Raw genomic sequence first — 24,901 nt, 5'->3', positions numbered from 1 at the left:
TTGCCCGGCCTCAGGCGAGATGGCACGCCACGAAGTGACCGCCAGCGCCCTCCTTCAGCTCGGGCGCGCTCTCCGCGCAGCGCGGCTGGGCGATCGGACAGCGGGTGTGGAAGTGGCAGCCTGACGGCGGCTTCATCGGGCTCGGCACGTCGCCCTTGAGGCGGATGCGCTCACGCTTGAGCTTGGGATCGGGCACCGGCACCGCTGACAACAGCGCCCTGGTGTAGGGGTGCTGCGGGTTGCGGTAGAGGTCGCTGGCTTTCGCCAGCTCGACGATGCGGCCGAGATACATCACCGCGACGCGGTCGGAGATGTGCTCGACCACCGAGAGGTCGTGCGCGACGAAGAGATAGGTGAGGTTCAGCTCGGCCTGGAGATCCTCCAGCAGATTGATGACCTGCGCCTGGATCGACACGTCGAGCGCGGAGACCGGCTCGTCGCAGACGATCAGCTTCGGCTCGACCGCGAGCGCCCGCGCGATCACGATGCGCTGGCGCTGGCCGCCGGAGAATTCGTGCGGGTAGCGGCGCATGTGCTCGGCCTTGAGGCCGACCTTGACCAGCAGGCTCGCGACGCGCTCCTCCCGCTCCTTGGCCGATGAGCCGAGCTTGTGGATGATGAGCGCCTCGCCGAGAATCGTACCCACCGTCATGCGCGGATTGAGCGAGGCAAACGGATCCTGGAACACGAGCTGCATGTTCCGCCGCATCGCGCGCAGATCGTTGCCGCCGAGCTGGCGCACATCCTGGCCGTCGAAGGTGACCTCGCCGTCGGTCGGCTCGATCAGGCGCAGCACGCAGCGGCCCGTCGTCGACTTGCCGCAGCCGGATTCACCGACGAGACCGAGCGTCTCGCCGCGATTGACCGAGAACGACACGCCGTCGACCGCATAGACGCTGCCGACCTGGCGCGACAGCAGGCCGCCGAGCACGGGGAAATGTTTCTTCAGACCGCTGACGCGGAGCAAGGGTTCGCTCATGTCGCGGCTCCCAACTGCGTATCCCCCAGGTGACAGGCCATGCGGTGGCCGGGCGAGACCTCGCGGAGCAGCGGCTCCTTCTCGGTGCAGACGTTCATCGCGAACTTGCAGCGCGGCGCGAAGCGGCAGCCGACCGGCGGATTGATCAGGATCGGCACCGAGCCGCCGATCGCCTCCAGCCGCGTCTTGTGCTCGCTGTCGAGGTCGATGCGCGGGATCGAGCGGATCAGGCCTTGCGTATAGGGATGGCGGGGATCGGCGAAGAGATCGTCGACGCTCGCCTCCTCCACCACCTTGCCGGCATACATCACGACGACGCGCTGCGCGGTCTCGGCGACGACGCCCATGGCATGGGTGATCAGCATCACCGCCATGCCGAAGCGTTCCTTCATGTCCTGCAGGAGGTCGAGGATCTGGGCCTGGATGGTGACGTCGAGCGCGGTGGTGGGCTCGTCGGCGATGATCAGCTTCGGCTTGCAGGCGAGCGCCATCGCGATCATCACGCGCTGGCGCATGCCGCCGGAGAACTGGTGCGGGTAGTTGTGCACGCGGCCTTCGGCGTTGGGGATCTGCACCAGCTTGAGCATCTCGATGGTGCGCTCGAGCGCCTGCTTCTTCGTCACCGCTTCATGCCGGCGCAGGCTCTCGGCGATCTGCTCGCCGACGGTGAGCACCGGGTTGAGCGAGGTCATCGGCTCCTGAAAGATGAAGCCGATCTCCTTGGCGCGGATCTCGTCGAGCTGATTGCTCGTCAGCGGCACGAGATCGCGGCCTTCGAAGATGATCTGGCCGGCGGCGATGCGGCCGGGCGGCATCGCGATCAGTTTCAGGATCGACATCGCCGTCACGGTCTTGCCGCAGCCGGACTCGCCGACGACACAGAGCGTCTCGCCGCGGTTGATGGAGATGTCGACGCCGTCGACGGCCTGCAGGATGCCGTCGTCGGTGGAGAAATGGGTTTTCAGGCCCTTGATCTCGAGCAGCGGCGCCATCAGATCACCCGTCGCGCATCGAGCGCGTCACGCAGGCCGTCGCCGATGAAGTTGATGGCGACCACCGCGATGAAGATCGCGCCGCCCGGAAACAGCGCCCAGTGCGGACCGATATCGAGGAAGTCCTTGGCGTCGTACAGCAGCCGCCCCCAGGTCGGGGTGTCCGGCGGAAAGCCGAGGCCGAGGAAGGACAATGTCGATTCCGCGATGATGGCGGCGGCGACGTCGATGGTGCCGGCGATGATCACCGGACCGAGCGCATTGGGCAGGATGTGGCGCACCACCTGCCGCACCGGGCTGGCGCCGAGCGCGCGCGCGGCCTCGACGAACTCCTTCTCGCGGATCGACAGGAACTGCGCGCGCACGAGGCGGGCGACCGGCATCCAGCGCAGGCCCCCGATCACGAGCACGATCAGGATGAAGATGCCGCCCTCGGGGCCGAACGCGGCCTTGAGCCCGTCGCGGAACAGATAGATCAGCAGCAGCAGCAGCGGCAGCTGCGGCAGCGACAAGAAGAGATCGGTGAGCCACATCAGCCCGTGACCGACCGCACCGCGCGACATGCCGGCAAGCGCGCCGATCAGCGTGCCGACGAACACCGAGACCAGCATCGCGGCAAGGCCGACCGCGAGCGAGATGCGCCCGCCATAGATCATGCGGGCGAGGATGTCCTGCCCGAGATCGTCGGTGCCGAAGGGATGGGCGAGCGAGGGCCCCTGCATGCCCGCCACGATGTCGATGTCGTCGATCTTGACCCGCCAGACGAAGGGGCCGGCGACCACCGCCAGCACCAGAATGAGGAGCAGGAACGCACTGACCACGGCAAGCTTGTGGCGGCTATAGCGCCGCCACGTCTCGCGCCAGGGCGAGTAGACGCGCCGCTCAGCGGAGGGAGATGCGAGGGTCAAGCCAGCCATACAGGACGTCCGCGATGAGATTGAACAGGACCACAAGACACGCGAAGACGAAGGTGACGGCCATCACCACCGGCGTGTCGTTGGAAAGGATGGAGGAGATCAGCAGCGAGCCGATGCCGGGGATGCGGAAGATCTGCTCGGTGACGATGGCGCCGCCGAACACCGCCGGCATCTGGAGCGCGATCAGCGTGACGACCGGGATCATCGCATTGCGCATCACATGCTTGACGATGACCTTGGCCTGCCCAAGTCCCTTTGCACGCGCCGTGGTGACGTAGTCGAGCCGGATCACGTCCAGCATCGCCGAGCGCACGAAGCGCGTCATCGACGCCGCCTGGAACAGGCCGAGCACCGCCACCGGCATGATCGCCTGCCGGATCATCTCGAGCACCCAGCGGATGCCGGTGGCCTTGATGTCGCTGGAATAGACGAAGGGCAGCCAGTCCAGCGTGACCGAGAAGATCAGGATGAACAGGATGCCGGTGAAGAAGGTGGGCAGCGAGAAGCCGACGAAGGCCAGCACGTTGGCGATCTGGTCAAACAGTGAATACGGCTTGGTCGCCGCGTAGACGCCGACCGGAATCGCGATCAGGAGCGCCAGGATCTGCGCCGAGCCGATCACATAGAGCGTCGCCGGCAGGCGCTGGAGGATGAGCGCATCGACGTTCATCCGGCTGACGAAGGAAAACCCCCAATCGCCATGCGCCATGGCGGAGAGCCAGTGCAGGTAGCGCAGATAGATCGGATCGTCGAGGCCGAACTTCGCCCGAAGCGCGGCAGCGACTTCGGGCGGTACGTTCGGATTGGTCGCCAGTTCCGAAAACGGATCGCCGGGGGCGAGCGCCAGCACGACGAACAGCAGGAGCGAAATGCCGAGCAGGCTCGGAATGGCGATCAGCAGGCGACGCAGGACATATTGACTCATAGGGAAAGACCCCGCCTAGGCCTGCGCGATCATACCTCCCGGTACCAGTCGAACAGGTTGTCGGTCTCGTTCGCCCAACCGCTGACCACGCAAACCAGGTTGTTGGCAGCGGCCTCCACCTTGAGGCGATGCTGCACCGGGATGAACACGGTGTCCCCGATCAGGATATCGTTAGCCTTGATGTAGAGCGCCGCGCGCTTGACCGGGTCCATCTCGCCTTCCGCGGCCAGGATCGTGTCGTCATACTCCTTGTTGACGTAGCGCGGGAAATTCTGTCCCTGCCACTTGTTCTCCTTGGTCGCCACATTCGCCGACATATAGCGCCGCATGTGCTGGGACGGATCCGGCTGGCTCATCGGGATCTGGAACATCTCCATGTCGGCATAGAACTTCGGGTAGATGTCGGGATTGCCGGCGTCGGAGGAGAAGAACACCGAGGCGACGACCGACTTCAGCTCGACGTCGATGCCAGCCTTCTGGCAGGCCTGCTTGACGATGGCCTGGGTCTTCTGGCGCGGGCCGTTGATCGAGGTCTGGTACAGAAGCTTCAGCTTCTTGCCGTCCTTCTCGCGGACGCCGTCCGCACCCGGTTTCCAGCCGGCGTCATCCAGCATCTTCGACGCCTTCTCGATGCTGAATTCCCAGCTCGTGTTCTTGGAGACGAACTTTTCGGGGCCGTTGAGGAAGTTCGCCGTGGTGCGGCCTGCGCGGCCGTAGATCACCTTCTTCACCGCTTCACGATCGACCAGCATCGCCAGCGCCTTGCGTACGGCGGGATCGGAGAACAGCGGGTGCTTCGTCTTCATCGAAGAGCGCTCGCCATCGACCTCGGTGTTCGGGTCGGTGAAATTCAGCGCGATGAACTCGGTGTCTCCGCCCACGGCGTAGATGGCCTTGCCCTTGCCGCCCTTCTCCAGGCGCAACAGCACGTCGTCTTCGACCTGGATGTTATAGCCGAAATCGTATTCGCCGGTCTGGATCACCGCGCGCGCCGCCGAGACGGCATCGCCGCCGCCCTTCATTTCGAGCGTGTCGAAATACGGACGGTTCGGCATGTGATAGTCGGGATTGAGCTCACCGCGGACGAGATCGCCCGGCTTGAACTCGAGGAATTTGTACGGGCCGGTGCCGACCGGCGAGAGGTTGTTCGGCGCCTCACGGGACTTCGCGCCTTTGTAATCCGCGAACAGATGCTTGGGGATGATGGTGTTCGGAGCCCCGACGAAAGCATCGGCCCAGAACGGCGTCGGCTTGCTGAAGACGATGCGGACGGTGAGGTCATCCACCTTCTCGACGACGATGTCGCGATAGGTCGCAATGGTGACCGCGGAGGTCGCGGGATCCTTGGCGTATTCCCAGTTGAACACGACGTCGTCGGCGGTGAACGGCTTGCCGTCGTGCCATTTGACGCCGGGCTTGAGCTTCCAGGTGACCGACTTGCCGTCGGCGGCGAGGCCGCCGTTCTGGATCGACGGGATTTCGGCGGCCAGAACCAGCTTCATGTTGCCGTCCGGATCCCAACAGGCAAGCGGCTCGTAGAACAGGCGCGAACCGTCCTGGTCCTTGGTGCCGGTGGCGAAATGCGGATTGAGCAGGGTCGGCCCCTGCCACCACAGCAGCTTCAGTGCGCCGCCGCCGCCGCGCTTGGTCGGCTTGTAGGTCGAAACGCCTTCCGCCATGGCGACGCCGCCCAGCGCGAGGATCTGGTTGGCCAGCGGTGCGGTCAGACCGACAGCGGCAAGACGCTGGATGAAGGCACGGCGATCCATCCGTCCGTCCTTCACTTGGCCGATCATCGAACGCAGTTCTTTATCCAGCATGGTTTGTCCCCCGTCTGGTTCCCGAATGGATGCAGGCGGCCGCGATGCGACCGCCGGGTTTTGTCTGGCCGTAGATGGCACACCGAATAGGCCGCCCGTCAACTGCGACTGTGTGTATGCAAACGGTGTTCTGGCTGTCCGTTGGGCAAAACTGCGTTCCGCAGCCCAAGCGTTCGGCAATCCGGCGTCAAAACAAGCCGGAATTCACGTTGCACTGCGGAAAATTTGTTCGCCGGATCAGACGAAGTATCGAGACGAAATTCTACACCACGGACATATCCAGTGGCGGCGCGACGTGGTCCGGCAGCGGACAGACGTAAGGTGTCTTGGCTGTTCGCCTCGCGAGGTCGGCTTTCGCGGCCTTGATCAGCTCCGGTTCCGTGAGCGCCTTGATGCCGATACCCGCCATCGCCTTGGCCGCCTGCACCATGGCCTTGTGGGCATGCGGGCTCTTGCCCTGCGCCACCACCTGCCAGGTGTGGAACGGCGTGCCGATTGCAACCGTCGGTGCGTGAACCTGCACGGTCGGCACCACCCAGCTCACGTCGCCAACGTCGGTCGAGCCGACCAGCGGGTTGCGCTTGGCATCGAGCGGCACCAGGAAGTCGGCCAGCGGCCGATCGGTCGGCTCCATCCCGATCGCGTAGTAAACCGAGGCAATGTCCTTGTCGGTCAGCGTCGATCGGATCTGGGTGGCAAACCCCTTGTCCGCGTCGTCGAAATGCGGCGGTCCGAGCTCTTCCATGACCCGATGCAGCGCCTGCTCCAGCGGCGTATTCGGCAGAATGTTGGAGACCGCGGAGATGATCTTCATCTCGACCTTGGTCTCGGTCATCAGCGCCGCGCCGTCCGCGATCTTGCTCACGCGGCCGACCAGCTCGTTCATGCCGGGCAGATCGCGGGCGCGGATCGAGTAGCGCACGCGCGCATGCGCCTGCACCACGTTGGGCGCAATGCCGCCGGTGTCGAGCAGCGCGTAATGCACCCGTGCGTCGCTCGGCATGTGCTCGCGCATGTAGTTCACGCCGACATTCATCAGCTCCACCGCATCGAGCGCGGAACGGCCGAGATGCGGCGAGGCGGCCGCATGCGAGGTGCGGCCTGTGAAAATGAAGTCGGCGCGCGTGTTCGCGAGCGACGGCGTCACCGCCACTTCCCAGAAGCTGTGCGGATGCCAGGTGATGGCGACGTCGGCATCCTCGAACGCGCCGGAGCGCACCATGAACGCCTTTGCCGCGCCGCCTTCTTCAGCCGGGCAGCCATAGTAGCGCACGCGGCCCGGCACCTTGTTCTCGGCGAGCCAGTCCTTCACCGCGGTCGCGGCGAGCAGTGCCGCAGAACCGAGCAGATTGTGACCGCAGCCATGGCCATGGCCGCCGGTCTCGACCGGACGATGTTCCGCCACGCCCGCCTCCTGGCTGAGACCCGGCAGCGCGTCATATTCCCCCATGAAGGCGATGATCGGTCCGCCCTCGCCCCATTCGCCCATCAGCGCGGTCGGGATGCCGGCGACGTTCTCGGTGATACGGAAGCCCTGATGGCGCAGTTCGGCGAGATGCTCGGCGGCGGACCGCGCCTCGGTGTAACAAACCTCCGGCATGCCCCAGACCTTGTCGCTGAGGTCGATGAAACGCGCCTTGATCGTGTCGACGCCACGCCAGATGTCGCTGCGGTTGTCCATGTTTCGGTCCGTGATCTCTTGGTCAAACGAAGCGGCAATGGTTAGCAGCTTCATTACACGGCGCCTAGCACCTCGCCGGACAGCAGCCATGCGGCGGATGCCGGATCGAAGGACCGCCGGGCCGCCAACCGCGCGCGAAACGGTCCCGCGCCTTTCGAAGATTTCACACGGCGTTCTGCTGAATAGTTGGGAAACGAGGCTTTCAAGACGGCCTTCTCCGGCCTAAATTATCCATGCTTCGCGCGTCGTTCCGCTAGCCACGGCGGAGCGATGCACTCAGCCAGGAGAACTCCATGCCCGCCCTGACCGAATGGAGAGTGCCGCCGGCCAATCAGCCGCGTGCGAGCGAATACGGTTTCGATCTCGACCGCGCGCTCGCGTCCGTCGTCGGCCTGCACGCCATCATCCCGCCGGACGCGTTCAGCGCAGAGACGCTGGGCACCGAGCGCGCCGGCAACGGCGTCGTCATCGACGACGGGCTGGTGCTGACCATCGGCTATCTCATCACCGAGGCGGAATCGGTGTGGCTGCACCTCGCCGACGGGCGCGTCGTCGAGGGACATGCCCTCGGTTTCGATTCGGTCACCGGCTTCGGCCTTGTGCAGGCGCTGGGTGAGCTCGACGTCGAACCCTTGCCGCTCGGCAGCTCGGCGGAGACCCGGGTCGGCGACCGCGTCGTGGTCGGCGGCGCCGGCGGCCGCACGCGATCGGTTGCGAGCCAGATCGTGGCCAAGCAGGAATTCGCCGGTTACTGGGAATATCTGCTGGATGAGGCCGTCTTCACACATCCCGCGCACCCGAACTGGGGCGGCACCGGCTTGCTCAACGAGCGCGGCGAGTTGATCGGCATCGGCTCGCTCCAGCTCGAGCGCGAACGCGACGGCAAGGCCGAGCATGTCAATATGATCGTGCCGATCGACCTGTTGAAGCCGATCCTGGAGGATCTGCGCAAGTTCGGCCGCGTCAACAAGCCGTCGCGGCCCTGGCTCGGGCTCTATTCAACCGAGATCGACAACCGCGTGGTGGTGATCGGGATCTCCGCCAACGGGCCGGCCGCCCGCGCCGAGCTCAAGACCGGCGACGTCATCCTCGCCGTCGACGGCGAGAAGATCATCAGCCAGACCGCCTTCTACAAGAAGATGTGGGCGCTCGGCGCCGCCGGCGTCGACGTCCCGCTCACCGTGCATCATGAAGGCGTCACCTTCGACGTCACGGTGACCTCGACCGACCGCTTCAAGCTGTTGAAGGCGCCGAAGCTGCACTGACCGGCCGAACTGAAGCAAGGAAGCGCGATGACCGAGGCCGTCGTTGACGACATCGTGGCCGTGCTGCCGCCGCTGCTGAACGCGCTGGAGGCGCTCGGCTTCTTCACCCGTCACCTGCATCCGCCAGCCTTCGCGTCCGTGATGAACGCGATCGGCGCGCCGGACGACGCACTGCAAGCCGCACATTCGGCGATCGGCACCTGGCCTGAACAATTCGCCGGCTTGCGCGACCTGCTCGATGGTGCCTGCAGCGAGACGCTCGCCGCCTTTGCCGGCATTCGCGAGGTCGGGCGCGGCAACGGCGATCTCGTCGCCGTCTTCCGCGCACTGCGCCACGTACCGCGCGCGCTGGAGGCGCTTTATCCGCTTGCCGTGCAATTTCCGCCGGTCAGCAGCTTCTTCCTCAACGCCGCGAGGCGCGAGGACGAAATTCTGCTGGCACGGCTCGAGGCTGGCGCGGGCGAGCACAGTGGCATCTTCCACGATCACAACGAGCCCGGCAGCCGCGGCGGCTTCTCGGTCTATGTCCCCGAATATTATTCGCCGGAGCGCGCGATGCCGCTGGTGATGGCGCTGCATGGCGGCAGCGGCAATGGCCGTGGATTCCTGTGGAGCTGGCTCCGCGATGCCCGCAGCTTGGGTGCGATCCTGGTGGCGCCGACTGCGACCGGTCAGACCTGGGCGCTGATGGGCGACGACACTGATACGCCCAACCTCATGCGCATCCTCGAGACTGTGCGCAGCCGCTGGTCCATCGACGGCTCGCGCATGCTGCTGACCGGCATGAGCGACGGAGGCACGTTCTGCTACGTTAGCGGGCTCGATGGCGCATCGCCCTTTACGCATCTCGCGCCGGTGTCGGCGACCTTCCACCCGCTGATGGCGGAGATGGCGGATGCTGCGCGCCTGCAGCGCCTGCCGATCTTCATCACCCACGGCAAGCTCGACTGGATGTTTCCTGTGCAGACCGCGCGACAGACGCAAGCGGCGCTCTCCGCCGCCGGCGCCGACGTCGTTTATCGCGAGATCGACGATCTCAGCCACACCTATCCGCGCGAGATCAATGCGGAGCTGCTGGCGTGGCTGAACGGATAATGAACAACCTCTCCTTAGATGCGCCGCATGGCCGCGGAACCATCGCGCCGTGCCGACGTTATCGGCGCGACACCGGAGGTTCGCTATGAAGACTTTTTTCGGAATGATTTTGGGCGCGCTGCTTCTCGCGGGCGGCGTCTATGTCTATGACTCCATGCAGACCTCATCCGTCGCCAATGGCGAGGTCGCGACCACCAATCGCACCATCGTGAACTGGGATGTCGCAAAGGCCGACTGGGATGCTCTGCGCGATCGCGCGCACAAGGACTGGGTCCGCATCTCGTCGAAGTAACGTCGCTGACATCATGAACAAGGCGCCGTCGCGGTCCGCGGCGGCGCCTTCGTATTGGGCGTGTCAGTTGCGGCGAGCGCCTTAGTTCATCTTGGCCTTGCGCGCGTCGGCGATGACCTGCTCGAATTCGGTTATGCTGAGCACGCCGGGCACGCGGTACTTGCCGACAATGAAGGCCGGGGTGCCGCGGAAGCCGAAGGCTTCGGCCTGCTCGTTGTTGCGCTTGAGGATGGCGTCGATGTCCTTGGCGTGGTCGGTGAGATCGCGCTTCAGCCGGTCCATGTCGACGCCGGCAGCCGCCAGAAGCTCATTGATGCGCGGCTCGGTCAGGCGCGAGCTGACGCCCATCATGGCGTCATGGGCCTGATGGTACTTGTCTTGGAATTTCGCCGCGAGCGCGATCCGCGCCGCCGTGACCGACACCGGCCCGAGGATCGGCCAGTCCTTCATCACCAGCCTCACCTTGCCGTCGTCCTGGACGACCTGGCGCAGTTCGGGCTCGAGCTTGCGGCAATAGGGGCAATTGTAGTCGGACCATTCGACGATGGTGATATTGCCCTCGGGATTGCCGGCGACGGGCGTGTCCGGATCGCGCAGCACCTTGGTTTCGGTCAGCACCTCGTCATCGGCGGCGGCTGCCAGCGCCGAGGTGATGGTGCCCGCCGCCAGGGCGCCCGCCCCGATCAGCGTCAGCGCGGCGCGCCGCGTCGGCACAAGGCCCTTATTCCTGAATCCAGCCATATCTCGTCCCATTTCGGTCCCATCCCCGTCGATACGGATCGAGACCGGGAATTGTTACAGGTCATATAGAGTGTTGCGGCGGCGATGTCATCGCACCAGCAGCGTGACCGCCAGCGGGACCAGGAACGAGGTCACCAAAGCGTTCAGGCTCATGGCGATGCCGGAAAAGACGCCAGCGATCTCGTCGACCTGGAACGCGCGCGCGGTGCCGATGCCGTGCGCGGCAAGGCCGGCGGCAAATCCGCGCGCCCGGAAATCGGTGACGCCGGTGCGGTTCATCAGCGGCGTCACGATGATCGCACCCATGATGCCGGTGAGGATGACCGCAACCGCCGCCAGCGAGGGATCGGCATGCAGGGATTCGGCGATGCCCATGGCAACGCCGGCCGTGACCGATTTCGGCGCCAGCGACAGCACGACGTCGCGCGGCAGCCCGGCGAGCTCGGCCAGCAGCACCACCGACACCACCGCCGTGACCGAGCCGGCAACGAGCGCTACCAGCATCGGCACGATGGATGAGACCACGCGCTTGCGGTTCTCGTAGAGCGGCACGGCGAGCGCGACGGTGGCGGGCCCCAGCAGGAAATGCACGAACTGCGCACCGGCGAAATAGGTAGTGTAGGAGGTGCCCGTTACGAGCAGGAACACACCGATGATCCACATCGCGTGCAGCACGGGATTGGCGAGCGGATGGCGCCGGCTCGCCAGCGACACCGCATCCGTGCTCGCATAGACCAGCAGGGTCACGGTCAGCCACAGCAGCGGGGACTGCGAGAGATAGACCCAGAGCGAGAACGGGTTGTCCTTCATCCGGCGTCCTGTTGCCTCAGGAGGCGGCTGACGAGGCGGAAGGCGAGCACCGTCGCAAGCAGTGTGACAACCACAGAGAGCGCGAGCACGAGGATGATGGCGACGCCGTGCGATGCGAGCAGATCGAGCTCCTGGACGACGCCGACGCCGGCCGGCACGAACAGCAGCGACAGATGAGCCAGCAATCCCTTGCCGGCGGTCTCTACGCCGCCGTTGCGCAACGGCCCGCGGGCCAGCAGCGCAAGGCGGTCGCGCGCGAGCAGCAGGATCAGCAGCAGCAGCAGGCCGAGCACGGGTCCCGGCAGCGGCAGGCCGAGGCCGCGCACGACGGCTTCGCCGATCAACTGGCAGAGCAGGATGAGGCCGAGACTTGCGAGCATGACGATCGCATCAAGGGATGCGCCGGCAGGCTTGTCAATCGCCGCTATGCGCGGGACGCACGCACCTCGGGCGAAGCCGCAACGCGGGGCAGCATCGCCATCAGGGTGCCGGTCATGGTGGCGATCAGCGTGGTCTTGCCCTCGTGCTCGGCAAAGGCCCTGGCCTCGCAGAAGGTCAGCGTGCGGCCGGGCTTGACCACCTCGGCCCTGAAGACGAAGCGCGTGCCGCGGGCAGGTGCGAGCAGCGTGGTCTTGAACTCGACGGTGAGGATATCGGCCTTGTGCGGCATCAGGGTGAAGGCGGCAACGCCGCAGGCATTGTCGAGCCCGGCCGTGATGATGCCGGCATGGATAAATCCGTTCTGCTGCGTGAATTCAGGCGAATGCAGCATCGCCAGCTCGACCTCGCCCGGCCCAAGGCGGACGATCGTGATGCCGAGCGTGCGCATCGCAGGCTGGCCGTCGAACATGGCGATGGCCGCGGCGCGATAGCCCGGGTTTTTCGGCTCGAACGCGGTCATGGCTCAAGCCTCGGCCGGTTCGGCAAGATGCCTCAAAGCGGCGTCGCGGATGGCATCGGTGAACGGCGCGGACCTTCGCAGCTCACGGTCCATATGCACGCCCGTGATCTCGCAGAACGCAGCGATCTCGCCGGTCTCGGCGTTCGTCATGTCGTGCCGGAAGCGGATCGACTTGTCGCGAACCTCGAGCAGGTGGCTGCGGATCTCGACGATGTCGCCGGCCAGCAGCTCACGCTTGTAGGTGATGTTCTGCTGCACGGCGGCCATGCCGCGACCGGAGCTGCGCAAGTAGCTCGGCGTCAGCCCAAGGCGGGCGAACAGATTCCAGTTGGCCTCGTCGAATTTGCCGACATACCACATGATGTTCATGTGGCCGACATGATCGCATTGCCACGGATAGACCGTGCCGCGATAGGTTGCCTCCTGCTCCATCGCAATTTCTCCCTGCGCTTTTCTGCCCCTTGATTGTTGATACGGTAGCGTATCAGGGCCTCGCCGCGTTAGCAATACGGTACCGTATCAAGAACCGGATGGGCTTTCTTCATGAGCGACGGCAAGGGCGATGTCTGGGTCGAGGCGGGATTTACCGAGCTCGCCCGCTCGGGGGTCGAGGGGGTGCGGGTCGAGGTGCTCGCCAAGAACCTCGGCGTCACCAAGGGCGGCTTCTACCGCCGCTTCGCCGACCGCGCCGCGTTGCTCGCGGCCATGCTGGAGCGCTGGCGCGAGGGGCGCACGGCGGCGATCGCGCAGCAGACGAGCCTCGACGGGCAGGCGCCCCGCGAACGGCTGAAGGCGGTGATCCAGCTCTACTCCGAGCGGCTCAACCCGGAAGGCATGGCGATCGAGCTGGCGATCCGGCAATGGGCCCGTTCGGACGAGAACGCCGCGGCGGCGGTGGCGAGCGTGGATGCGGCGCGGCTCAAGCACGTCGCCGAGCTCTATCGCGCGACCGGCCTCGAGGCCGAGGAGGCCGAGGCGCAGGCCTTCCTGTTCTACTGCTTCATCTTCGGCCAGAGCCTGCTGTTCGTCGAGCGCGGTCCGCGCAAGCGATCACAGCTCGTGGCGAAATCGGCCGAGAAGCTGCTGATCTAAAGCGCGATGCGATCAGGACGAATCGCCATCGCGCTTTAGACCATTGTTTGAGCATGATCTTTCCGGAAAACCGCTGTGCAGTTTTCCGGATCATGCCTCAGACGCGATGGCCGGAGCCTTGCTCCGGCCATCGCGTCAAGTCGAAGCTCAGGCGGCGCCCTTCAGCTTCTTGTTGCATTCGCTATAATAGCCGCCGCCCTTCTCGATCCACTTCATGCCGCCATTGCCGTTGGTGGTCTTGTTGGCGTTGTACTGGTCGACGCAGGTGTGCAGGCGAGCCTTGCCGGCAGTTTCCTTGGCGTATTTCGGATCGATCGCGTTCGGATAGATCGCGGGACCGGCAGGCAGGCTCGGCGCCGGCGCGGCGGCGGGGGCTGCCTCCTTCTTTGCCTGCTTCGGCTCTGCAGGAGCGGCGGGCGCAGCCGGAGCAGCCGCGGTCGGCGCAGCGGCAGGCGTCGCGTCCGCGCCGCACTGGGCCTTGCGGAAGTCATTCCACTTCATGGTGCCGAGCGAGCCGTCCTTCTTGGCCGCCTGATATTTCGCGCTGCACTCCTGCGAGGTCAGCGCCTGTGCCGGCGCGGCGGCCACCAATGCCGCGACACCCGACGCCACGATCGCACACAACAATTTTGTCTGAATGGTCATCCCTAGGTCTCCTCCTTGGTCTTCCCCGACGGAAGTTAAACGAGGATTGCTATCCTAGCGTGCCGGTCGCTTGCGACAAGGATGCGATGGCTTTCGCCGCCAAAATATAGTGATCCCGTCACTCGGCTCATTCATGTCGCGTTCAGCAACGCGAGCCGACGTTCCAGCCCTTCGCCATTTTCCCAAGAAGAGTGCAACACCATGACCCTCGCCTCTCGCCTCGCCGCCGTCGCCCTCGCCTCCCTGCTCGCCACCGGCACCGCCTTTGCGCAGACCGCCGCGCCGGCCGCCAAGACCGACACCAAGACCACAACCGCCGCGCCCACGGACAAGAAGGCACCAAAGGAGCACTCGGCCGAGTCGCTCGAATGCTCCAAGCAGGCGGATGCCAAGGGGCTGCATGGCAAGGAGCGCAAGAAATTCCGCTCCGAATGCATCAAGACCGCCAAGGCCGGCTCGGCCGCGCCGGCCGCCGCGGACAAGAAGTAAATCAGTCCCCCGGCTTCGGCGAGACGCGTGCGCATTGCGGCATGACCTAGCCGCAATTGTGCGCTTCTCGCCGATTTGCGATAAGGTGGCGTGAAGCAAATCACCGCCTCCCTGCCGTTCGAATGGCCGAGCCGTGCCAAGATATTGAGCACGGTGGAGACACTCGTCATCGGCACTGCCGGCGGCCTCGTGTTTCTCGTCGCCAATCTCCCCGGCGGGCTGATCTCGGGCTCGATGATCGCGGTTGGTATCGCCGCGATCGCCGGCCGCCAGCTGACGCTGCCGCCGATCCTGACCCAGACCGTGCTGGTGCTGCTCGGCATCTCGCTGGGCTCGGTCGTCTCGCGCCACCTGATCCAGCAGGTCAGCGCCTATCCCCTCACCATCGGCCTGCTCGCACTTGCGACCTTCTGCTCCACCTTCGGCTCGAGCTATTACCTCCAGCGCGTCCATGGCTGGGATCGCACCTCGGCCTTCCTCGCCGGCAGCCCCGGCGCGCTGTCGCAGATCACGATTTTGGCGGTCGAGCGCGGCGCCGACCTGCCGGGCATCGCGGTGGTGCAGACCATGCGCGTCATCATCCTCACCGCCGCGCTGCCGATGGTGCTGGCGCTCGCGGGCGTGGCGCCTTCCGCTGCGCCGTCCCTGACGACGGCCATTGCCTCGCCGCTCGATCTCGTGGAGCTGGTCGCGGCCTCGCTGGCCGCGGCGCTCGTCCTGCGGCTGATCAGGTTTCCGGCGAGCTGGATGTTCGGCGCGATGATCGCCTCCAGCGTGCTGCATGGCGCCGGCTGGGTCGAGGGCGGCCTGCCGAACTGGGTGCGCGGCGTGGCGCTGATCGGCATCGGCGCCCTGATCGGCAGCCGTTTCGCGCGGATGCGAATCAAGACCCTCGCCGGCCACATCAACGCGGCGCTGGGATCATTTGCCGTGGCAATCGCCGTCTCGGCGATCTTCGTCGGCATCGTCGCCCTCACCACGCAGGTGAAGTTCTCGGACGTCGTCGTCGCCTTCGCGCCGGGCGCGATGGACGCCATGCTGGCCCTGGCCCTGACGCTGCACATCGACCCGATCTTCGTCGGCGCCCATCACCTGTCGCGCTTCGTGTTCGTGACGATCGCGACGCCCGGCATCGTGCACCTGTTCGGGCGCACGCAGGACGACGTGGACGATTGAGCGGACGCAGCTCGCGTAGGGTGGGCAAAGCGCTGCGTGCCCACCAACAACTGGCGTGAATGTTGATGAATGGTGGGCACGGCGCGTAAGGAGCGCACCTTTGCCCACCCTACGGCAGCTACGTACGCTTCGCCGTCGCTGCAAATCCCCAGGCGGCGATGGCGGCCATCAGCAGCGAGATCAGCACGTTGTAGCCGGCGAGCGAAAGGCCGAGGAAGCGCCACTGCACCTCGTCGCAGCGCACCACCTTCACGGTGTCGAGCCGCGAGAGCAGATCATTGGCGCTGCCGAGATTGACGACCGGGCCGGAGCAGTCGGTCGGCCCCTTCCAAAACCCCCATTCGACGCCGGAATGGTAAGTGCCGAGCCCGGCATTGGCGAGCGTCGCCAGCGCGAGGATCGCAAGCCCCGCGAGCAGCAGCGGTCGCGGCGCGCCGCTCCTCGCCGCAAGCGCGGTCAGCGCGCCGAGCGGGATCGCGAGATAATAGGCGTAGCGCTGCTCCAGGCAGAGCGGACAAGGCACAATCCCCAGCACGAGCTGGAAGAACCAGGCGCCCGCGATCGTGGCTGCCGCAATCAGCGTGACGAGCAGCGAGGCGATCAGGGCGGGGCTCGTGGCCGCCGGCTTGAATGCAGGTATTGCGGCACTCTGGGTCGTCACGGCAGCCTCTTCCGGTCGGTCGCTTTCCTTAGCCTCTAACCCCGGCCCAAGCGGCTGTCGAGAACAGCCGGGATCACTTTGGCGCGGGTTGACCCCGCTTTGTCCATGGCTATAGTCCGCCGGCTTCGCGACGCTCGCTTTGGGGGCCGACCGAGGGCCCCTGTGGCGGAACTGGTAGACGCGCTCGACTCAAAATCGAGTTCCGCAAGGAGTGCTGGTTCGATTCCGGCCAGGGGCACCAACTAGGCTGTTCAAGCCCGTTCTAAAGCGTCCGCAACCGTCCGCGCAGTGTTCGGAAACCCTTGAAAAATAGGTACATCCGCGTACATCGGTGTTCGTCACCGTTTGTTCTCATCCGATCCCAGCCGTCCGATTTGTTGGTATTTTTGTTGGTATCGTGTTGGTATCGGGAGAACAAACGTTCACGGCGACTTTGGCTATTCCCAGCGAAGGAATTGGGCAGATGGCCCGCAAGAACGACGGCGCGTGCGCAAACCCCAAGCAGATCAGGACTGACGTCGACTGCCGCGCCGCCCGACCGAAATTCGACAACGGCGCGTGGAGCCCCGCCAAGATTTCGGACGTGACCGGCGGCGGTCTCTATCTCTTCGTCACGCCGGACAAGAGCAGGCCCGGCAACGCTGCCTCCAGGCTCTGGCGGATGGCCTACCGCTTCCACAGCCGTCAGAAAACCTATTCCATCGGCCCTTACGGCAACGGCAAGGATGGCACGTTCTCGCTCGCCGACGCACGGCGCGAGCGCGACAAGGCCAAAGTCCTGCTCAAGGACGGCAAAGACCCAAGCACCGAGAAGCAGTTCGACAAGCACAGGCAGGCGGCCCGGCCTTTCGGGCAATGGGCCGACGAGTGGCTTGCCAAGAAGAAGGTGGAGAAAGTCAAACGCGGCAGGATCGTCGCGGTGCGCGCCCCCAAGACCATCGAGGTGCTTGAGCTCCGCGTCGGCTACGTCAAGGATCGCTTCGGCAAGCTGCGCAGGCAGGACATCAAGCGTCCGGACGTGCTCGCATTCATGCGTTCATACGAAGCCGAGGGAAAGCTCGAAACCCGCGATCGCGTGCGCAGTATCGGTGAGCAAATTTTCGACTATGCCGATGTCGAAGGCGACGGCTACAATCCATTTCGCAACCTGAATGGGCAGATGATTGCCAACATTTCGACGCCGCGTCCCGGCGTCACCGAACCACGCGACGTGACGCGCGTCTTCAAACTCATCAGCGCACCGTGGACGAGAGCGAAGTTTAGTGACGTTGTTGGCCTTGCCTTGCGCTTCGATGCACTGACCATTCCCCGCCCCGGCATGGTCAATGAAATGGAGTGGAGCGAGGTCGATTGGGACGCCGAACGCTGGACTATTCCAGCCGTCAAGATGAAGACCGGTTGGGACCATGTCGTGCCTTTGTCACGGCAGGCACTCGCAATCCTCCGCAGCGTTCAGAAACTGACCGGCCATCGCCGGTACGCGTTCTCCTGCTCGAAGGATGCCCCGCTATCGAACAACACGCTCAACAAACGCTTGCGGCTGCTTGGCATTGACACCAAGACTGATCATTGCGCCCACGGATTCCGGACCACCTTCTCGACCCTGTCTCACCACGAAGAGATCAAGGATGCCAAGGCTTGGGATGGCGATGTCGTCGAGCTGCAGCTCGCGCATCTCGATAACTCTACCGTGGAAGGTCTCTACAAGAAGCACGGACCGCTCGCACTGATCGGCTCGCGTACGAAGCTGATGCAGCATTGGGCTGATCGGATCGACCACTGGCTCGATCCCAAGAAGGTAATGCCGATCAAGGGAGGCGCGCAGGGTTGAGTCACACCTATCATCAGTTGGATAAGTTGCCCAAATTCAATCCGTGGCAAGCTGATGTCGGCGAGAAATGGTCCGCGAGTAGGTTCAAATTCTGGACACGCAACACCCGATTATTGCGATTGGTCGAACAGGAAATCCCCCAGCTTGTTGCATGAAAGATTCTCTGCCGGGGGCGAATGCAAAAGAATGTCAGCAACAGCGGCGACCGGAATCGTGGTCGCCGCCCGGTGTCCATCGTATGCTCAGTGTCCAGCATCGGCGCCCGCCTGGCGAAAACGCGCGACAGAGGGTATTACGGCCCTCAATCACCATGTCTGGCCACGATCGGACGAAGGTTGAATTCCGCGCCTCGACGTCGCCTCTACGGGCCATTCGACTTCTGCCGCGATCGCATCGGATGCATTCCGGGGAACGCAGTCTGGCACATCGTCAGCAATATGAGCGCCCTCGGGCGTCAACGCTCCGCAAGTCTCGACAAACGTTTCTGCTTGGCGAAGTTTTGGCCAGGTCGCCACTGCCATGATCAAGCGCAGGACATCGTCCTCGCCAAGTCGGATGCCCGAGACGAACCGCCAGAAGGAATCTGCCAGCCTCGCTCAGGCGGCGCGCCACGCGTTTACCTCTCGCGGGATCAAAGTCAAGGGCATCGACTGCCGCGAGAACATCGGTAAGTTTTGCCAATTCTCGGTTTCCTTTTTCGAAAGTGTCGACCAGGTGGGTGTGAAATAAGCCGCTCGCAGCGGCATCACGACTCAATGGCCGGAAAAAGGGCGACGCCGGTCAAGCCGGCGCGCCAGTTTGCACGTTACGTCTGGATCAGCATTCCTACAACTCTATACGGTCCGAGTTCAGGGTAGGGACGCACGTCGACAAAGAGATTGGCGGTCAGCTCAGAAACTTCACGGCGAGACGGCGCTCATCACGCCATACAACCGAGCAATCAATATCTAAGCCAGCACCTGGAACGCGCAGGCCGAAAGCCGCGGGCACGAAAGGCGCGCTATCGATTTGGACGATCGCAGAGGAATCCGTGAGGTGGCGGACCTTGCACCGCACAGGACTGCCGTCGACCAATATCTGCGCAGCATAGACACTACGTCGCCGCCCGTTCGCCACGTCTCGCTGCCCCCCGCTCTAGCGCGCGGGAGGTATTAATCTGCGATTCCAGTCTCAAATGAGGCTAGAACATGGTTTCATTGCTAGGCCGCGAGCTTTTTCTTCAGCGAGCCCAACACTCGCCAGAGCGGCATCCTGCAGCGCCACGGCCTGCGCTCGCCGGCTTTGCCATCACCCCAACCGTTCGTGGCAGCACTCTCGCGCGAGGTCAGTGCGCGCTCACGTTCTTAACGGACGACTAAGGGAAAACGCTGGAGACGCGATTGCCTGTATCAGGTTCGACAAGGCGCGGCACGGCAGAGATCAAGCGCCTGGTGTAGTCTGCGCGTGGATTGACAAATATCTGCTCTGTCTCGCCGCTTTCGACAACACGACCATTGCGCATGACCATCACGCGGTCGCTGAGATGACGCACGACCCCAAGATCATGCGAGATGAAGAGATAGCTCATGCCAAGCTGGGCTTTCAGGTCGCTGAGGAGATCCAGAATTTGCGCCTGAATTGACACGTCGAGGGCAGACACTGGTTCGTCACAGACGATCACCGACGGCCCTGGGGCAATCGCGCGCGCGATGGCGACCCGCTGACGTTGCCCCCCAGAGAGCTCGAGCGGGCGGCGCCCCAAGAAGACAGGCGCTAACCCGACCAGATCCAGCAGCTTAATCACGCGCCTGCGCCGCTCCTGCTTCGGTCCGATGTCCCGGGAAAGGCTGTCGGATATGATGCGCTCAACCGTCCAGCGAGGATCAAACGAGCTCAAAGGATCCTGGTAGATGATCGAGATGGAACGGCGCCTCGCCCTGCGCTCGCGCTCCCTGAGCGCGGTCCAGGGCTGCCCATCAAACTGAACAGCTCCCTCATCTGGCAGGTCCAGGGCCAGCACCATCCGAGCGGTTGTGGACTTGCCTGATCCGGACTCACCGACAATGCCCAATGTCTCACCAGATCGCAGCTCGAAGGATACGTCGTTAACGACGGTTCGCAAGATGCCGTCCGGACCCTTGAAGCGCTTCACGAGGTTAGTCGCGCCGAGCACAACTCGACTTGCATCGGCGGAGGGCAGCTGCGGCGGCTTTGGCGCCGAGATCGACAGCCGGGTTGCCGGCGTTCGAGACAGGCGCGAGCCGCGCGGACGGTTCGACGGCACTGCGTCGAGGAGCTGGCGAGTATAGGGGTGTTGCGGATCATGGAAAACGTGGTCTGCCGATCCACGCTCGACAACTTCGCCCTCGCGCATGACCATGACGTCGTCCGCAAGGCGCAAGGCCACCGCAAGGTCATGGCTGATCAGGATAAGGGCCTTGCCGCGCGCCTTGGCCCCCCCAAGCAGTGCCAGCACCTGAGCTTGCACGGTCACGTCCAGGGCGGTAGTTGGCTCGTCCGCGATCAGGAGGCGTGGATCGAGCGCAAGTGCCGCAGCGATGAGCGCGCGCTGGCGCTGGCCACCGGATAATTGATGCGGGAGTTGCCGGGCTTTGATCTCGGGATCAGGAACACCGACGAGTTTGAGGAGCTCAAGCACACGCTCATCGAGCTCCTCGCGGGAAGTGACCGCACGATGAAGAAGCAATCCCTCCCCAATCTCTTTGCCGACCTCCCGGAGCGGATCAAGGGAGACCAGTGCATCCTGTAGAACGAAGCCGATTTCCTTGCCACGGATCCGCCGCCAGGCGCGATCGTCGAGTGATGCCAGGTCCATCCCGGCAAAGCTCAGTTGGCGCGCATGGACATGCGCGCGCCGGCCGGCAAGCCCCACGAGAGCGCGAGAGGTCACGCTCTTGCCTGAGCCGGACTCGCCGACAATGGCGAGGCACCGCCCCGGCCGAAGTGAGAAGGACACGCCGCGCACAGCTGTGCCCTCAGGAACATTGCGCCCGAACGAGACCCGCAGCGAATCGACGTTGAGGAGGTCTGTCTGCTGGGAGACAAGCTTCGGAGCAACGTGCAGCATGTCAGGCCTTTCCTTCCAGACGATCTTGAAAATAGCTTCCGAGAATAGTGACGCTGAGGGCAAATACCACGACGGCTAAGCCCGGCATGATCTCCAGCCACCACGCATAGATCACATAGTTGCGTCCGGCGTTGAGCAGCGCGCCCCATTCAGGCGCCGGTGGAGCAACGCCAAGGCCGAGAAATGCAAGGCCCGAGGCCCAGATAATGGCTTGGCCAACGCCCAGCGTCATCATCACCATTAGTGGGCTCATTGCGTTTGGAAGAATGTGCTTCAAAACAATACGCGGATAAGGATGCCCGATCGCCTTGGCCGCCTCCACATAGGCCGCTCCTTTGACGGCAAGGATCTGGCCCCTGATCATGCGCCCATAACCCGGCGCCGTGCCGATTCCGACCGCTATGATTTCGGTCGAGAGCGATGGCCCCAAGACGCTGACGAAGAGAAGCGCGAGGAACAGCGTGGGAAGTGCGAAGAGCACGTCCAGGAGACGACTGAGAATGTTGTCGAGCGCGCCCCCTGCGAGTCCGGCCGTAACCCCGAGGATCAATGCAATAGACATGCTTAAGCCGGTTGCCCCAAAGCCGATGGCCAGGGACTGACCTGCTCCCTCCACAATCCGGGAGTAGAGATCACGGCCGGATTGGTCTGTCCCTAGCCAGTGCGCGACCGAAGGGGCTCGCAGCGAGGCGGCTAAATCTATCGCCAGCGGATCATGTGTCTGCAGCAGTTTAGGCGCGATCGCCGCGATGATAAAGAACGCCGCTGTAATGGCAGCACCGTAGACCCGTGCGGGAATAGTGCGGGCGGTCGCCCGCCCTCCGCCGAACAGCGAAGACAGGGTGGCTTCGGCAAACGTGCTCATGTCAGTTTGATCCTCGGATCAACCAGCCGGTAGGTGAGATCGACGACCAAGCTGGCAACGACGAACAGACCGGCGGAAATCAAAACCGCCCCTGAGACCACTGGTACGTCTCGTGAAGACGTTGCGGCGACAAGGACGCCGCCGAGCCCCTGGCGCGCAAAAACCGCCTCGATCAAGATTGCTCCAGATAGCAGCTTGCCAAGCGCCCACCCCGACAACGTGATGCCAGGCAAAGCCGCATGACGCAGGACATGGCGGAATCTGACGCCAAGATCTCCCATGCCTCGTGCTCGCGCCGACGTTACGAACGGTTGGTCGAGCACACGCGTGAACTCATGCAGGACCACCTGCCCGAAAAAGCCTGACAACTCCAAAGCCAGTGCGAGCGTTGGAAGAACGAGGCCCATGGCGGAGTTGCCCCCAACAACCGGAAAAACGCGCAATTGGACTGCGAAGACGACGAGTAGGATGGTCGCCAGCCAGTAAGGCGGCAAGGTTGCTAAAAAAACTTGCATCCCACTGAGCAGCTTAGCCCCGATATTGTCTCTACCGGCAGCAAACAAGGTGGTTAGGATGGCGATAACCCATGCAGCCACGAGTGCTGCGATCGCCAGCACGATTGTAGGGCCAATCTGTTCTGCGATGATCTCGAGCACCGGCCGATGCTGCTGGTAGGATTGACCGAGATCTCCATGCAGAATGCCCCAGATGTACTTCGCGTACTGGATAGCAAGCGGCTGATCAAAGCCGTATTTCGCATTGATCGCTGCAAGCTCCGCGGCGGGCGCCTCTCCGACATTGCCACTCCTCACACTGAAGATGATCTGCCCCCGATCGCCCGGCAGCAGGCACTGAATGAGGAAAGTGAAGCTCGCCGCAGCCCACACGACAACGGCACCGGACAGGAACCGCCGCACCAACCAAACAGCTGGACTGTGGGCTGCAAGGTTCACGAATGTCATTTCTTGTCAGTGAAGTGGGCGTCATAGAAGACCGGCTCGCCGACCGAGCCGCGGTCCAACCAGACGTCTTTAAGATTGCTCGCAGTGGCGACAGTGACGTCCAGAACCGTAAACCCAATCACAGGCGCTTGATCTATGATTTTGCGCTCGGCCTGTTGATAGAGGGCGGTGCGCGACGCATCATCGAAGCTTTGTTCCGCCTTCTGAATGACATCCCACAACGCCTGGTCCTGATAGCGAGATGGATTAAAGCCGTTGCGCTGGCCATCCTGGTCCGGCTTCCATGAAATGCGAAAGATCTCAGCACCCGGCGCAACCCAATACAAGAGCACGATCTCGTAATCGTTGAGCCCGAGATTCTTCCCGGCAAAGAAATCCGCTTGATTTGTCGGCTGAAGGCGCACGTCAAATCCAGCCGCCTTTGCCTGGCTCTGCAGTACCTGCAGAGCCTGCTCGCCATCGGGCTTTAGAAAGGCGCTCGAGTAAGAAATCCGTATGAGAAGTGGCTTACCGTTCTTGACGCGAACGCCGCCCTTGTTGCGCTCGGTCCAACCAGCCCGGTCCAGGAGCCGATTGGCTTTGCCAACATCGTACGCATAGGATTGCCCAAACTCGCTGATATATTCCGGCGAGCTCTGGCTGAGCGCGCCATTGCCTTCAAATGGCAAAGAGCCCAGAAAGGACGATTCAATGGCAGCCTTTCGATCGGTCGAATATGCGAATGCCTGGCGGACAAGCACGTCGTCAAACGGCGGCCGTGCAGCAAAAAGCGCGAGGCGCAACGGGGTACCGCCGGTAATGTGCCGCAACACGTTGAAGCGGGAGTTGGCGTCCTTCCACGCGACAGCCGGAATGTCATACGCGGCATCGGTCTCATCCGTGAGCAGTGAGCCGTATCGGACCGTCTGATCGGCAAGGAACTTCCAGTCGATACCATCAACATAAGCCGGGCCCTGGTGCTTTGCGGTGGCCGGCGCCGAATTGTAGTTGGGGTTGCGGCGGAATATGACCTCTCGCCCGTGAGACCACTTCTCAACGATGAACGGCCCCGATCCGACAGGGCTTTCGCAATTCGCAGCAAGGCCCCGCTTGAGTGCGGTTGGCGACAAGATGCCCTGGGACGATTGGGCGAGGACATTGAGCAGCGGCTCAAACGGTGTTTTGAGCGTTATGCGCAAGCTCAGGGGTGCAATAGCAGTTGCCGATTCAAAGCTATCGCTGAGGTAAGGAGCAGCGGTGGGATTTCGAAGATCCGGGTTAGTGCTGAGCCATCCGTTGATATTATCAGCAATGGCCTGCGCATCGAGGGCTGTGCCGTCCGTAAATTTCACATTTGGCTTGATCTCGAACGTATAGACCTTCCTGTCCTCCGAAGTTGCCCAGGATGTTGCAAGCCAGGGGAGTATTTTTCCGTCATTGCTGCGTGCAACCAGATTGTCGCTAAACTGCCGCTGAAGGTACCATTGCTGTACCCAGCCCCCGTACAGGCAAGGAGGCTCTTGGAAGTGGCCGTATCGAATGATGCCTCCGTGCTTCGGATTGTCGGATGAAGCGTTTCCTGCAGAGGCGCCAGGCGGTACAGCAGTCAGCGACAGGCTTGCAACCGATAACAGAACGGGCATCGCCTTTCGCATTCTGTGACCTGTCGGTCGAAGGCTAGACAGTTCCAGCGAGGGTTCGTCCGATCGAGACATA

25 protein-coding genes and 1 tRNA gene are annotated in these 24,901 nt (G+C 63.5%); 9 read left to right on the top strand and 17 right to left on the bottom strand.

Going from position 1 to position 24,901, the window contains the following annotated elements; translation table 11 throughout:
* Nucleotides 1-10: 10 nt before the first annotated feature.
* The 6 genes from ACVWW6_RS14215 to ACVWW6_RS14190 all read right to left on the bottom strand — a co-directional run bounded on the left by ACVWW6_RS14215 (nucleotide 11) and on the right by ACVWW6_RS14190 (nucleotide 7,314).
* The gene (locus ACVWW6_RS14215) at nucleotides 11-979 is read right to left on the bottom strand and encodes an ABC transporter ATP-binding protein (protein ID WP_456680905.1); all 969 of its coding nucleotides are present in this window, start codon (nucleotides 977-979) and stop codon (nucleotides 11-13) included.
* Nucleotides 976-1,971 (bottom strand): ABC transporter ATP-binding protein, encoded by a 996-nt coding sequence (locus tag ACVWW6_RS14210; RefSeq protein ID WP_456680904.1) that lies wholly within the window; start codon nucleotides 1,969-1,971, stop codon nucleotides 976-978. The genes ACVWW6_RS14215 and ACVWW6_RS14210 overlap by 4 nt, the downstream gene beginning before the upstream one ends.
* Entirely contained in the window at nucleotides 1,971-2,888 is a 918-nt protein-coding gene (locus tag ACVWW6_RS14205; RefSeq protein WP_028173562.1) for an ABC transporter permease, read from the bottom strand. Before ACVWW6_RS14205 ends, ACVWW6_RS14210 begins: the two co-directional genes overlap by 1 nt.
* A complete protein-coding gene (locus ACVWW6_RS14200; protein WP_456680903.1) occupies nucleotides 2,854-3,813 on the bottom strand; it encodes an ABC transporter permease in 960 nt (319 codons plus the stop codon). Before ACVWW6_RS14200 ends, ACVWW6_RS14205 begins: the two co-directional genes overlap by 35 nt.
* Before the next feature lie 29 nt (nucleotides 3,814-3,842).
* Nucleotides 3,843-5,633, bottom strand: a complete 1,791-nt coding sequence (locus ACVWW6_RS14195; RefSeq protein WP_456680902.1) for a peptide ABC transporter substrate-binding protein — start codon at nucleotides 5,631-5,633, stop codon at nucleotides 3,843-3,845.
* Between the two features lie 262 nt (nucleotides 5,634-5,895).
* Nucleotides 5,896-7,314 carry a M20 family metallopeptidase gene (locus tag ACVWW6_RS14190; RefSeq protein ID WP_456680901.1) on the bottom strand — a complete coding sequence of 473 codons (1,419 nt, stop codon included), beginning with the start codon at nucleotides 7,312-7,314 and terminating at the stop codon, nucleotides 5,896-5,898.
* Between the two features lie 293 nt (nucleotides 7,315-7,607).
* Here ACVWW6_RS14190 and ACVWW6_RS14185 point away from each other — a divergent pair, with 293 nt between their 5' ends.
* The 3 genes from ACVWW6_RS14185 to ACVWW6_RS14175 all read left to right on the top strand — a co-directional run bounded on the left by ACVWW6_RS14185 (nucleotide 7,608) and on the right by ACVWW6_RS14175 (nucleotide 9,966).
* On the top strand, nucleotides 7,608-8,579 hold the full coding sequence (locus ACVWW6_RS14185; RefSeq protein WP_011084169.1) for a S1C family serine protease: 972 nt from the start codon (nucleotides 7,608-7,610) through the stop codon (nucleotides 8,577-8,579).
* Nucleotides 8,580-8,606: 27 nt separating this feature from the next.
* Complete coding sequence (locus ACVWW6_RS14180; protein ID WP_456680900.1) at nucleotides 8,607-9,674, top strand: carboxylesterase family protein; 1,068 nt, start codon at nucleotides 8,607-8,609, stop codon at nucleotides 9,672-9,674.
* Between the two features lie 85 nt (nucleotides 9,675-9,759).
* Nucleotides 9,760-9,966 carry a hypothetical protein gene (locus tag ACVWW6_RS14175; RefSeq protein WP_027544339.1) on the top strand — a complete coding sequence of 69 codons (207 nt, stop codon included), beginning with the start codon at nucleotides 9,760-9,762 and terminating at the stop codon, nucleotides 9,964-9,966.
* Nucleotides 9,967-10,047: 81 nt separating this feature from the next.
* On the opposite strand, the gene ACVWW6_RS14170 is transcribed toward ACVWW6_RS14175, so the two are convergent.
* From ACVWW6_RS14170 to ACVWW6_RS14150, 5 genes are all read right to left on the bottom strand, one after another.
* A complete protein-coding gene (locus ACVWW6_RS14170) occupies nucleotides 10,048-10,707 on the bottom strand; it encodes a DsbA family protein (protein ID WP_456680899.1) in 660 nt (219 codons plus the stop codon).
* Between the two features lie 87 nt (nucleotides 10,708-10,794).
* The gene (locus ACVWW6_RS14165) at nucleotides 10,795-11,517 is read right to left on the bottom strand and encodes an LrgB family protein (RefSeq protein WP_011084166.1); all 723 of its coding nucleotides are present in this window, start codon (nucleotides 11,515-11,517) and stop codon (nucleotides 10,795-10,797) included.
* A complete protein-coding gene (locus tag ACVWW6_RS14160) occupies nucleotides 11,514-11,897 on the bottom strand; it encodes a CidA/LrgA family protein (protein WP_456680898.1) in 384 nt (127 codons plus the stop codon). Before ACVWW6_RS14160 ends, ACVWW6_RS14165 begins: the two co-directional genes overlap by 4 nt.
* 44 nt (nucleotides 11,898-11,941) lie before the next feature.
* Nucleotides 11,942-12,418, bottom strand: coding sequence for a PaaI family thioesterase (locus ACVWW6_RS14155; RefSeq protein ID WP_161536659.1), 477 nt, complete (start codon nucleotides 12,416-12,418; stop codon nucleotides 11,942-11,944).
* A gap of 3 nt (nucleotides 12,419-12,421) precedes the next feature.
* Complete coding sequence (locus ACVWW6_RS14150; protein ID WP_028173570.1) at nucleotides 12,422-12,850, bottom strand: acyl-CoA thioesterase; 429 nt, start codon at nucleotides 12,848-12,850, stop codon at nucleotides 12,422-12,424.
* Nucleotides 12,851-12,961: 111 nt separating this feature from the next.
* Between ACVWW6_RS14150 and ACVWW6_RS14145 the strand changes: the two genes are divergently transcribed.
* A complete protein-coding gene (locus tag ACVWW6_RS14145) occupies nucleotides 12,962-13,510 on the top strand; it encodes a TetR/AcrR family transcriptional regulator (RefSeq protein WP_011084162.1) in 549 nt (182 codons plus the stop codon).
* A gap of 147 nt (nucleotides 13,511-13,657) precedes the next feature.
* Here ACVWW6_RS14145 and ACVWW6_RS14140 read toward each other — a convergent pair whose 3' ends face one another.
* The gene (locus ACVWW6_RS14140) at nucleotides 13,658-14,155 is read right to left on the bottom strand and encodes a hypothetical protein (protein WP_028173572.1); all 498 of its coding nucleotides are present in this window, start codon (nucleotides 14,153-14,155) and stop codon (nucleotides 13,658-13,660) included.
* Between the two features lie 201 nt (nucleotides 14,156-14,356).
* On the opposite strand from ACVWW6_RS14140, the gene ACVWW6_RS14135 reads away from it, so the two are divergent.
* On the top strand, nucleotides 14,357-14,644 hold the full coding sequence (locus tag ACVWW6_RS14135; RefSeq protein WP_028173573.1) for a PsiF family protein: 288 nt from the start codon (nucleotides 14,357-14,359) through the stop codon (nucleotides 14,642-14,644).
* Nucleotides 14,645-14,734: 90 nt separating this feature from the next.
* Nucleotides 14,735-15,820: an AbrB family transcriptional regulator gene (locus ACVWW6_RS14130; RefSeq protein WP_028173574.1), complete on the top strand. Its 1,086-nt coding sequence runs from the start codon at nucleotides 14,735-14,737 to the stop codon at nucleotides 15,818-15,820.
* A gap of 118 nt (nucleotides 15,821-15,938) precedes the next feature.
* Here ACVWW6_RS14130 and ACVWW6_RS14125 read toward each other — a convergent pair whose 3' ends face one another.
* Nucleotides 15,939-16,481 carry a disulfide bond formation protein B gene (locus ACVWW6_RS14125; RefSeq protein WP_011084158.1) on the bottom strand — a complete coding sequence of 181 codons (543 nt, stop codon included), beginning with the start codon at nucleotides 16,479-16,481 and terminating at the stop codon, nucleotides 15,939-15,941.
* Nucleotides 16,482-16,637: 156 nt separating this feature from the next.
* Between ACVWW6_RS14125 and ACVWW6_RS14120 the strand changes: the two genes are divergently transcribed.
* From ACVWW6_RS14120 to ACVWW6_RS14110, 3 genes are all read left to right on the top strand, one after another.
* Nucleotides 16,638-16,722, top strand: a tRNA-Leu gene (locus ACVWW6_RS14120).
* A 222-nt stretch (nucleotides 16,723-16,944) separates the two neighbouring features.
* Nucleotides 16,945-18,312, top strand: coding sequence for a tyrosine-type recombinase/integrase (locus tag ACVWW6_RS14115; protein ID WP_456680897.1), 1,368 nt, complete (start codon nucleotides 16,945-16,947; stop codon nucleotides 18,310-18,312).
* 519 nt (nucleotides 18,313-18,831) lie between these two features.
* Nucleotides 18,832-19,041, top strand: coding sequence for a hypothetical protein (locus ACVWW6_RS14110; RefSeq protein ID WP_161536661.1), 210 nt, complete (start codon nucleotides 18,832-18,834; stop codon nucleotides 19,039-19,041).
* 625 nt (nucleotides 19,042-19,666) lie between these two features.
* On the opposite strand, the gene ACVWW6_RS14105 is transcribed toward ACVWW6_RS14110, so the two are convergent.
* Genes ACVWW6_RS14105 through ACVWW6_RS14090 form a run of 4 tightly spaced genes read right to left on the bottom strand, consistent with a single transcriptional unit; the run spans nucleotide 19,667 to nucleotide 24,828 of the window.
* Nucleotides 19,667-21,379, bottom strand: a complete 1,713-nt coding sequence (locus tag ACVWW6_RS14105) for a dipeptide ABC transporter ATP-binding protein (RefSeq protein ID WP_161536662.1) — start codon at nucleotides 21,377-21,379, stop codon at nucleotides 19,667-19,669.
* Between the two features lies 1 nt (nucleotide 21,380).
* Nucleotides 21,381-22,244 carry an ABC transporter permease gene (locus ACVWW6_RS14100; protein WP_161536663.1) on the bottom strand — a complete coding sequence of 288 codons (864 nt, stop codon included), beginning with the start codon at nucleotides 22,242-22,244 and terminating at the stop codon, nucleotides 21,381-21,383.
* Nucleotides 22,241-23,206 (bottom strand): ABC transporter permease, encoded by a 966-nt coding sequence (locus tag ACVWW6_RS14095; protein WP_161536664.1) that lies wholly within the window; start codon nucleotides 23,204-23,206, stop codon nucleotides 22,241-22,243. Before ACVWW6_RS14095 ends, ACVWW6_RS14100 begins: the two co-directional genes overlap by 4 nt.
* Nucleotides 23,203-24,828, bottom strand: a complete 1,626-nt coding sequence (locus tag ACVWW6_RS14090; RefSeq protein ID WP_271552199.1) for an ABC transporter substrate-binding protein — start codon at nucleotides 24,826-24,828, stop codon at nucleotides 23,203-23,205. The genes ACVWW6_RS14095 and ACVWW6_RS14090 overlap by 4 nt, the downstream gene beginning before the upstream one ends.
* Between the last annotated feature and the right edge of the window lie 73 nt (nucleotides 24,829-24,901).

It is taken from the genome of Bradyrhizobium sp. USDA 3311, assembly GCF_054062495.1.
Note: the sequence above shows the minus strand (reverse complement) of the source record. Positions and strands in the feature narration are given on the sequence as shown.